Annotated in this window: 7 protein-coding genes and 1 pseudogene; 4 read left to right on the forward strand and 4 right to left on the reverse strand. The window is 68.9% G+C overall.

What is annotated here, in order from left to right:
• From ACWDS7_RS44000 to ACWDS7_RS44010, 3 genes are all read left to right on the forward strand, one after another.
• The coding region (locus tag ACWDS7_RS44000) for a serine hydrolase domain-containing protein (RefSeq protein ID WP_451934141.1) at nt 1–803 on the forward strand (803 nt) is incomplete at its 5' end.
• A gap of 1,056 nt (nt 804–1,859) precedes the next feature.
• A complete protein-coding gene (locus ACWDS7_RS44005; protein WP_451934142.1) occupies nt 1,860–2,486 on the forward strand; it encodes an SRPBCC family protein in 627 nt (208 codons plus the stop codon).
• On the forward strand, nt 2,483–3,658 hold the full coding sequence (locus ACWDS7_RS44010; protein WP_451934143.1) for a zinc-dependent alcohol dehydrogenase: 1,176 nt from the start codon (nt 2,483–2,485) through the stop codon (nt 3,656–3,658). The genes ACWDS7_RS44005 and ACWDS7_RS44010 overlap by 4 nt, the downstream gene beginning before the upstream one ends.
• Before the next feature lie 118 nt (nt 3,659–3,776).
• Here the strand turns inward: ACWDS7_RS44010 and ACWDS7_RS44015 are convergent, their stop codons facing one another.
• The 4 genes and pseudogenes from ACWDS7_RS44015 to ACWDS7_RS44030 all read right to left on the reverse strand — a co-directional run.
• Complete coding sequence (locus ACWDS7_RS44015; protein ID WP_451934144.1) at nt 3,777–4,886, reverse strand: hypothetical protein; 1,110 nt, start codon at nt 4,884–4,886, stop codon at nt 3,777–3,779.
• 354 nt (nt 4,887–5,240) lie between these two features.
• The gene (locus ACWDS7_RS44020) at nt 5,241–5,696 is read right to left on the reverse strand and encodes a hypothetical protein (protein ID WP_451934145.1); all 456 of its coding nucleotides are present in this window, start codon (nt 5,694–5,696) and stop codon (nt 5,241–5,243) included.
• A 225-nt stretch (nt 5,697–5,921) separates the two neighbouring features.
• Nucleotides 5,922–6,260: a Tn3 family transposase gene (locus ACWDS7_RS44025; RefSeq protein ID WP_451934147.1), complete on the reverse strand. Its 339-nt coding sequence runs from the start codon at nt 6,258–6,260 to the stop codon at nt 5,922–5,924.
• A pseudogene (locus ACWDS7_RS44030) lies at nt 6,246–7,394 on the reverse strand (DUF4158 domain-containing protein); the annotation flags it as partial. The pseudogene ACWDS7_RS44030 and the gene ACWDS7_RS44025, both read right to left, overlap by 15 nt.
• Nucleotides 7,395–7,983: 589 nt before the next feature.
• On the opposite strand from ACWDS7_RS44030, the gene ACWDS7_RS44035 reads away from it, so the two are divergent.
• Entirely contained in the window at nt 7,984–8,682 is a 699-nt protein-coding gene (locus ACWDS7_RS44035) for a TetR/AcrR family transcriptional regulator (RefSeq protein WP_451934146.1), read from the forward strand.
• Nucleotides 8,683–8,734: the final 52 nt, after the last annotated feature.

Genomic DNA, 8,734 nt, shown 5'->3' on the forward strand with positions numbered 1-8,734 from the left:
ACTCCCCGATCAGGGCAGCGACCTTCGAGCGGACCGACTACAGCGTGGCGTCCGGGCCGGCGCCCGAGCCGGACGAGTGGATGCGCCGCCTCGGCGAGCTGCCGCTGTCGTACCAGCCCGGAGAACGGTGGCAGTACGACCTCAGCAACGAGGTGGTCGGCGTGCTCGTCGCCAGGGTCACGGGCCGGCCGCTGGAGACGTTCCTGCGCGAACGCGTCCTCGATCCGCTGGGGATGAGGGACACCGCCTTCCACGTGCCCGCCGGCAAGATCGACCGGCTGCCGCCCCTCTACGGACCCGACCCGCAGAGCGGTGAGTTCCACGTGTGGGACGAGGCGGCGGGGGGAAGGGTCAGCCGGCCCCCGGCGTTCCAGGGCGGCGGCGGTGGGCTGGTCTCCACCGTCGACGACTACCACGCCTACTTCCGGATGCTGCTCAACGGCGGGACGCACGGCGGCGAACGGATCCTGTCCAGGCCCGCCGTCGAGCTGATGACCACCAACCGCCTCACGCCCGGGCAACAAGCTGCCCGGGACGCCATGTACAGGAACATCGCCCACATCACGGTCGGCCAGGGGCAGCACGGCGGCTGGGGCTTCGGGATGGCGGTGCGCACCCACCGCGGCGACCACGCCCCCATCGGCCAGTTCGGCTGGGACGGCGGCAGCGGCACCTCGACCTACGCCGACCCGGACAACCAGCTCACCGGAATCCTGCTCACCCAGGTCGGGATGTCCACCCTGGATTCGCCGCGGCTCATCCACGACTTCTGGACCACGCTCTACCAGGCCATCGACGACTGACAACGGGCTCGCCCCGATCACCACGTCCGCGCGCACGGCCGCGACCGGAGCCAGGCCGCCGCCGCGCCCGCTACCTCGCCTTGATCGCCGCCCACCGTGGCCTGAGTCGGCGGCGGCCGGGCGGCGGGCGGGGACCGGGCGGCGTTCGGACAGGAACACCGGCCCGTGCGTGCGCGTGCTGCCGTCCGGGAGGTGGAGTAGCCGGGGTAGCAGGTGGGCCGTGCCGCTGTCCCAGTACACCCATTCGATCGCGCCACCCTTGGGCCCGTCGATGCTCCCTGTCGGGGTCTGACCGGTATTCCTGCGGAATTGACCGCTAAGGATTGTGATGCGTTCCGGCTGAGGTGACGCTGTCCTGGCGTTCCCGGCCCTCCGCTCCTGAACGTGTCCCCAGCCGCCAGGTAGCGGGGTGAGAGGTCTGCGGTCGCGAAGGCCGGGGATGCTCCCGTGTCGAACAACAGTGACGGCCTATAGATGCCATGACTGCCGTCACGGAGCTGACGATGCCGGGGAGTGGATGCGCGATTCCAGCCCGGCCAGAAGTGTGGAGTCCGAACTCGAACGTGTCCCTGGGCGGGGTTATGGCGGCGGAGTCGATGCGGGCCCGGAGTCGGGGATGGTCTGGGCGACCGCGAGGCAGGAGTACCGGCGACGAACGTGTCACCAGCCCCAAACGCGGATGATCAAGGACCTGAGGTCCCGGATGAGGGGTTTGCATTCCTGCAACTTTGCAAGGGCACGTATGTGTGCCGGGAGCCGTCCCTGCGGTCGCGGGCCCTGGTAGCCGACCCGGAAAGGTGTCTGGCGGTGGTGCCGTGACGATAAGTGCTCCTCCGGACGCCATGATGCGGCGGCCCGGGTAACGGTGCGATTCACACGTAGCGATCGATGGGGGGTTGGGTGGTATTCCGAGGGGTAGGCACAGCGTGAATCAGCCGCGCCCTGGATCGTGGGTGACGCGGTAAACCTGATCTCGCTCGGCCGATCGGCGCCCACCATGGCGAGCGCATTCGGCGGCTCGTCGGTGCCATCGGCGTCGTCGTCGGGATCACGGTGGTGGACCTGCTGACCGGCGCGCCGGCCAGGCAGGCGACGGAGATCGACTCCCTGTTGGTGCGAGGCATATGCAGAGGAAAATCCATGGAACTGACAGCCACGACAACCATTCGCAAACCCGTACCGGAGGTCTACGCGTTCTGGCGCGATCTGGAGAACCTGCCGACGTTCATGGCACATCTCGAGGAGGTCCGCACCACCGGTGACCGTAGGAGCCATTGGGTCGCCAACGCCCCGTTCGGCAAGGACGTCGAGTGGGATGCGGAGATCGTCGACGAGGCGCCCGGCGAAAAGATCGTGTGGCGGTCGACCGGTGACGCCGAGGTGCCGAACGCCGGCACGGTCCGGTTCATGCCGGCCCCGGACGGTGTGAGCACTGAGGTGCAGGTCGTTCTGGCGTACGACATTCCGGGCGGCACGATCGGCCAGGCGGTCGCCAAGTACTTCGGTGAGGAACCGCACCAGCAGCTCGACGACGACCTGCGCCGGCTCAAGCAGGTGCTGGAGACCGGCGAGGTGGTGCGGTCCGACGGCGCCCCGTGGGGCAAGCGGGCCCGCAAGGAGTTCCCGCAGCGTCCGGCGCAACCGCTGTCGGACTCCGAGCTCGCGAAGGGAGTAGACGAGTGAGGGCGAACACCTGGGCGGGCCGCAACAAGGTCGAGGTCCGTGACGTGCCGGACCCGAAGATCCTGAACAAGCGCGATGCCATCGTACGGATCACCTCCACCGCGATCTGCGGCTCGGACCTACACCTGGTCGACGGGTATGTGCCCACGATGCAGGACGGCGACGTCATGGGGCACGAGTTCATGGGTGAGGTGGTCGAGGTCGGGCCGGGCGTCGATCCGGATCGGCTGCGCATCGGGGACCGGGTCGTCGTGCCGTTCCCGATCTCCTGCGGCGCGTGCGGCGCCTGCGCCGCCGAGCTGTACTCCTGCTGCGAGAACTCCAACCCCAACGCCGGAATCGCGGAGAAGATGTTCGGTCACCCGGTCGCCGGGATCTTCGGCTATTCGCATCTGACCGGCGGCTTCGCGGGCGGTCAGGCACAGTACGCGCGGGTGCCGTTCGCCGACGTCGGTCCGCTGAAGATCGAGTCCGATCTGACCGACGAGCAGGTGCTGTTCCTCTCCGACATCCTGCCCACCGGCTACATGGGTGCCGAGATGTGCGACATCCAGTCCAGCGACGTGGTGGCGGTGTGGGGGGCCGGCCCGGTCGGCCAGTTCGCCATGGACAGCGCCCGGATACTCGGCGCCACGGAGGTCATCGCCATCGACAAGGAGCCGTACCGGCTGCAGATGGCCGAACGGGCGGGCCACACGCCGGTGAACTTCGAGGAGGTCGACGTACGGTCCCGGCTGCTCGAACTGACCGGCGGCCGGGGACCGGACAAGTGCATCGACGCCGTCGGTCTCGAGGCCACCCACGGCAGTGCGCACATCGCCGCGTACGACCGGCTCAAGCAGGCCGTACGGTCGGAGACCGAGCGCCCGCACGCGCTGCGCCAAGCGATCCTGTCGTGCCGCAGCGGCGGCGTGGTCTCGGTGATCGGCGTCTACGGAGGTCTGCTGGACAAATTTCCCGCCGGCGCGTGGATGAACCGGTCGCTGACCCTGCGTACCGGGCAATGCCACGTACAGCGCTACATGAGGCCGCTGCTGCAGCGCATCGAGCGCGGAGAGCTCGATCCGACCCGGATCATCACCCACACGCTGCCGCTCGACGAGGCGGAACGCGGCTTCGAGCTCTTCAAGAACAAGCAGGACGACTGCGAGAAGGTCGTTCTCAAACCCTGACGGCCACCCGGCATCGGGCCGCCGCGGCGAGCGCGGTGGCCGGATGCGGGTCTGTCCGGCGGCGCTGGTCTGTGGTGCCCGCCCGGCAGTGCGAACGGACCCTGTCCCGGGGCGGGAACTACGCGTCCTTCTGGTCCCGCCAGCCGCCGGGTTCGGGATGGTAGCCGTAGGCGGCGGCCCGCACCGTGTCCTCGTCCTCCAGCCCGGAGCCGATCGCGCCGCCGACGGTGGCCAGCGAGCTGATGATCCAGGCCAGCATCAGGTAGTCGGTGAAAGCGACCGGCCGCTGCAGGGTCTGTTTCAGCACGGATGTGTCGATCAGCAGCGCCGCGGCGAGTATCGTTCCGGTGAACAGCACCAGATAAGACACCGCGGCGGCCAGGGTGAGGGTGAGGATCGTGCCCAGGTTGAACAGCCGGGCCAGCTCAGCCGGCGTCTCTCGGTCCGGTTTCTCCCACAGGTCGTGCGCGATGATCAGCCAGGTCACCAGCGCGGTCAGCCCGAGAAGCATGATCACGGTGAGGCGGAGTCCGCCGAGCGCATCGCCCATCTGCCAGATGGTGTTGGTGGTGAGCGCGAACGCGGCCGTGCCAAAGGCGCCGACCAGCAGTTTGGACAGGCCCAGCAGGGCGCGCCCCGGGCGGTTGGCCCGGACCATTCCGGTCACCAGCCGCACCCGGCCGATCAGCCGCGAGGCGACGTAGCCCAGTTCCCCGGCATCCGCCTCGCCGACCACCCGGTGAATGGCGGCAACCTGGCCGGCCAGCTCGGCCGGTGCCCCGCCGGCCGGCGGCACCCGTTCCTCGGAAGCGTCAGTGAGTAGCCGGCCCACGAGACCCGGAACGGCTGCGCGGAGCGCTCGCAGCTGGCGCAGCCCCAGCGCGGGCAAGGACACCATCGCGACTCGGCGCCGGGCGGACATCTGCGCGACCAGCGGCACCCGCTCGGTGTGCAGCGGCAGGTCGGTCAGGCAGATCGCGACGTCCCACCGGGCGTCGACGCGTCGGTGGGCAAGATCGTCGAGTAGCGCCTCAACGCCGCCGTCGCGGCGGGGAGCCACGTCACCCCAGCTTTCCCGGACGGTCCACCGCACGTCCGCGTCCACCCGCTCGGCGAGCCGGTCGGCCAGCTCGGCGGTGAGCCGCGCAACCACCTGGGCCGGATAGTCAGGCGGGGTCGCCACGAGTCCGACGACGATCTCCGGCCGATGCTGATCACTGGTGGCCATTGAAGCTCCTCCCCGGTAGCCGGGAGAAATCCCAGGACTGACTACCCGCTGTCGCGCGACACATGCGTCACGTATCGGGTCATGCGCTAAATGGGGGTTCTGTCCTGTTCGGTTGTGGGTCGGCGTAGCGTAGATGATCGTTCCGATGCCTCAGGGCCACGATCTTCATCGTCCGAGCAGCATCGCCTCAGATCATTCGCCTACATCGAACTCTCCTTCACCTTCAGGGCACATGAATACGGCAGAAGGGATCACACACGGGGATAGTCGCTGGTCAGTGTTGAGGGGGTGCTGCAAAGTGCCTTTGGCGGCGGAGATAGCTTTGGGATGTGGAGAAGGCTGAGCGGCGGCTCGTCACCGGGCGGCCGCCGAGACCGGCGAACTGGTCGTCGGCGACGCCCTCGACGGGGCGGTTGACCGGCCCGGGCCGAGCTTCGGGGCGACGTTCGCGCCGCTTGGCAGCGGCGGGGAGCACCGGTCGCTGAGAGATCTCTGGGGGGTGCCCCGCCCCCGGTCGATGACCCTCACCGACTCCGGCCAGCCCAGGCCGGGTTTGCCGGTGACGGCCTCCCAGAGGGCATCGGTGGTCAGCGCGGATTCGTCGACCTTCTCGGTCAGGCCCGGGCCGATCAGGGCAACCCAGCCGGTGCCGGAGCGCACCACGGTGAATCCGGCCGGTTCGGCGTGCTCGGTGACCCAGTTCAGGCCGCACCTGCAGTGGGTGTCGTGGTAGCGGCGCCACTTCGAGCCGGGCGCCTCGTACACGAGTTTGTCGCCGTAGCGCTGGGTGTCGCGCGTAAATCCCGACATCACAGCAGCGTTCCACGAGTTGTCGACAGTTTCGCCCTGCTCGACCGACGCTGTGCCTTGCACTGGCGATCGCCTTGCCGTTCCGAGCGCCGAGCTCGTGATCCCCTACCGTAATCGAACTGGGACATCGGTCAGACGACGTTCCATCGCCGCAGGTCAGACACTACTTCGTTGAAAATTTCTTCATTGCTACTGGGACCCCCACCAGCGCCAACACCTCGGTGATCAAGCGGCCAGCTCGACGTCAGCGAAGTCGACCTCCTTGAGCAGCGGGTCGAACGGATCCGGCCGGTGACGGAGCTCGTCGGTGGCGTACACGCCGAAGCGGCTGATGCGGGCCCGCAGGTAGGGGGCGATCTGGCCGAGCTGGTTGGCAGTGATCTGCCAGCCCTCGGCGACCAGCTGCCGCACGACGTCGGAGATGTCCAGGGCGTTGTGGAAGACGACCAGGTTGGCCAGCAGCGTGTTGAACTTGATCAGTTTCTCCTGCTCTTCGGGGTCGATGTCGGCCAGCTGGGCGGCGAACCCGCCGGCCTGCTCCACTGCCGCCCGCACCGCCTGCACGCTGTGGGTCTGCACCACGAGCGCCGACAGCATCTCGCCGAACGCCTGGACCTGTCCGGCGTTACCGGCGCACGAGGTCACCGCCTCCATGGCCCGCGCCACGGCCTCGACCCCGGCGGCCGAGGTCTCGCTGCCGGGGTCGAGACGTTCCAGCACCTGACGGTAGGTGCCGATCAGCCGCTCGCTGGTCGCGCGCTGCCGGGCGCGGATCTCCTCCAGCTCCGCCCTGGCCCGTTTGACGTGGGAGGCCATCCGCTTGCACAACATCTCGGCCAGGTCGTCACGGGCCCGCATCCGGGCGGTGTGCGTCAGGCACGCCAGCAACGCCACCTGCTTGACCGCCTCGTAGCGCGACAAGATGTCGGCGTCCTGCGCATCGGCCTCACCCGCGAAATCCGCAATCTTCGACGGCGCGATGCCCTCCAGCCACGCGTCGGTGTCGCCCAGCGCATCCACCTGATCCAGCCACGACACCTGATCCCTGAACCGCGCCCAAGCTGGCCCGCTGGGCGGGCTTCTTGAGCCGGTTGAACGTCGATTTGCCGTCCGGCCCGACGACCAGCAGGCCCTCCATCCGGGCCCGGCCGGCCTCGCCCATCCGCCGCAGGATCGTGGCGAAGATCGTGGCGTTCACCTCGGCGCGGATGCTCGTGGCCAGGTCCTCCAGCGTCGTGTACCCGAGCAGTTCCAGCCGGAGCCGGAGCAACTCCTCGATCGCCACGTTGATCAGGTCCGCCGGGTTGTTCTTGGCCTGGGCCGCCTTCCGGATCGCCGCCGCGGCGATCGCCCGGGCCCGGCCCGCGTCGTACTTCACTCCCTGACGCTGACGCACCAGCTTGCGATGCGCCTTCGCACTCCGGGAGGCGCCATGGTCCGGCCAGACGTCCTCGGGCAACTCAGGCAGCGCCGAACGTGGTCGATCACCACCTCGGGGATCTCGTCCGGGGAGGGGAAGCGCGCCATCTTCTGGAAGCACTTCAACGCCAGCACCAGCGCGAAGCACGATTCCCGGCTGCCAGTGCGCTGTTCGGCCCAGGCCACCTCATCGGGAGACGGCGTGAAGAACACGTGCAGCACTCTTGCCGACGTCAGCCGCTTGAACTGCGGATAGGCGGTCCGCTCGATCCACGTCATCCCAAGGCCGTCCCTCGCCTCAATCCCGGCGTCCAGACTCCGAAACCGTAGCGACGATCAACCTGGCCGAACGACCTTGTTCATCAAATCGCAACCAGACCCACGCAGTGGGTCATGCCGGCTCACGATCACGCCGTTTACCAGCGGCTCAGCGGCTCACTGTCCCTTTCTCTCGTACTTGGGCTGCCCCCTGAGTGGGCTGTGCCGCGCACTTGGGCCCGTCCGCGACGGCACGTCCCTCGTCGGGCCCGCAGTCTCAGGACCGCCCCACCAGGTCCTCAGCCGCAGGGCGCTGAGCATGGTCCTGCGGTCCAGGGCGTGGTTGAGCGCCTGGCGGACCCAGGGGGCGCGCAGGGCCGGGGTGATCTTGCCGCCGCGGTCGAACAGCAAGAGGCCCTGGAAATCGAAAGGGGGGATCCGCTGGGAATGTCGGGGAGCATACACACGGAACTAACCACGTGGTAGGTTTTGCCGAGCCGGAACTTACCACGTGGTAGGTTCTGCCTCCCCGGAGGCGAGGTGGCGACGCCGTACCGTTGACAACGGCCCTGATCGGGGCGCCCCGAGCCGCACCCCAGGAGAGACGTACGTGAGCGACCAGACCCAGGCACCAGCCGTGCGGCCGTCGAAGGGCGAGCGCACGCGCGCCCGCATCCTCGACGCCGCGGCAGAGCTGTTCTCCGCCTCCGGATTCCACGCCGTCTCACTGCGCGACATCGCCACGCACGCCGGTCTCACGCACGCGGGGCTGCTCCACCACTTCCCCGGCAAGGAGTCGCTGCTCATCGAGGTGCTGAGCCACCGCGACCGGGAGGACGCCAAGGTGCTGTTCCAGGCCGATCCCGGGACCAGCCCGGAGGACTTCCTGGGGCGGGTGGTGAGCATCGTCCACCGCAACATGCGGACCCCCGGCCTGGTCGGCCTGTACGCCAAGATCTCGACCGAGGCGACCGACCCCGCCCACCCCGCGCACGGTTACTTCGTCGAGCGCTACCGGGTCATGCGCGGCCAGATCGGCGCGGCCTTCGCGGCGCTGGCCGCCCGCACCGACCCCCCGGCCGGCTACGACCCGGACCTGGCCGCCCAGATGCTCCTCGCCGTGATGGACGGGCTGCAGACCCAGTGGCTGCTCGACCCCGGCGCGGTCGACATGCACGCGGCGGTGGTGGCCTTCTTCGCCCGGCTCGACCTGGACCTCAGCGGCGCGCCACCCCACTCCGACCACCGCTCCGGCCCCGCCCCGGAGCCCTCCCCCGCATCCATCCCGAACCCAGGGGCCGACACATGAACCTCCGTGAACCCAACGACCTCACCCTCGTCGAGAAGGCGTCGCTGACCTC

It is taken from the genome of Streptosporangium sp. NPDC003464, from assembly GCF_053588315.1.